The organism is Rhizobacter sp. P2_H2, assembly GCF_056403375.1.
Window position 1 is genome coordinate 1 of sequence record NZ_JBFUFP010001823.1, and the last position, 555, is coordinate 555.

Genomic DNA, 555 nt, shown 5'->3' on the forward strand with positions numbered 1-555 from the left:
GACCTGGAGCGCACCGGTTTCTCGTTGCATGCGCTGCTCGCACGCGCCCGCAGCCAGGTGGCCGAGCGGGCGCTGGCCAAGGGGCTCGCGCTGTCGCTGCGCGCCGACGACGACGTGCCCGACCTGCTGCATGGCGACCCGACCCGGCTGCTGCAGGCGATGCTGAACCTGCTGAGCAATGCAGTGAAGTTCACCGCGCACGGCAGCGTCGCGCTGCGCGTGCTGCGGCTGGCCGACGATGCGGCCGGCGTGCGGCTGCGCTTCGCGGTGCGCGACACCGGCATCGGCATCGCGGCCGACCAGTTCGAGCGGCTGTTCGAGGCCTTCGTGCAGGCCGACACCTCGACCACGCGGCGCTTCGGCGGCACCGGGCTGGGCCTGGCGATCACGCAGCGCCTGGCCGCGATGATGGGCGGCGAGGTCGGCGTGAGCAGCGAGCCGGGGCAGGGCAGCGAGTTCTGGTTCACCGCGTGCCTGGCGCATGGCGCCGCGGCTGGCGCGGACCGGCGCGGCGACGATGACGCCGACGGCGACGGCATGCGGGCCGATCCGCGG

General features: G+C 74.4%; 1 protein-coding gene. It reads left to right on the plus strand.

The window, feature by feature from the left end:
* Positions 1-555: ATP-binding protein (locus AC1D15_RS36425; protein ID WP_477829921.1), on the plus strand; the 555-nt coding region annotated here is incomplete at both ends.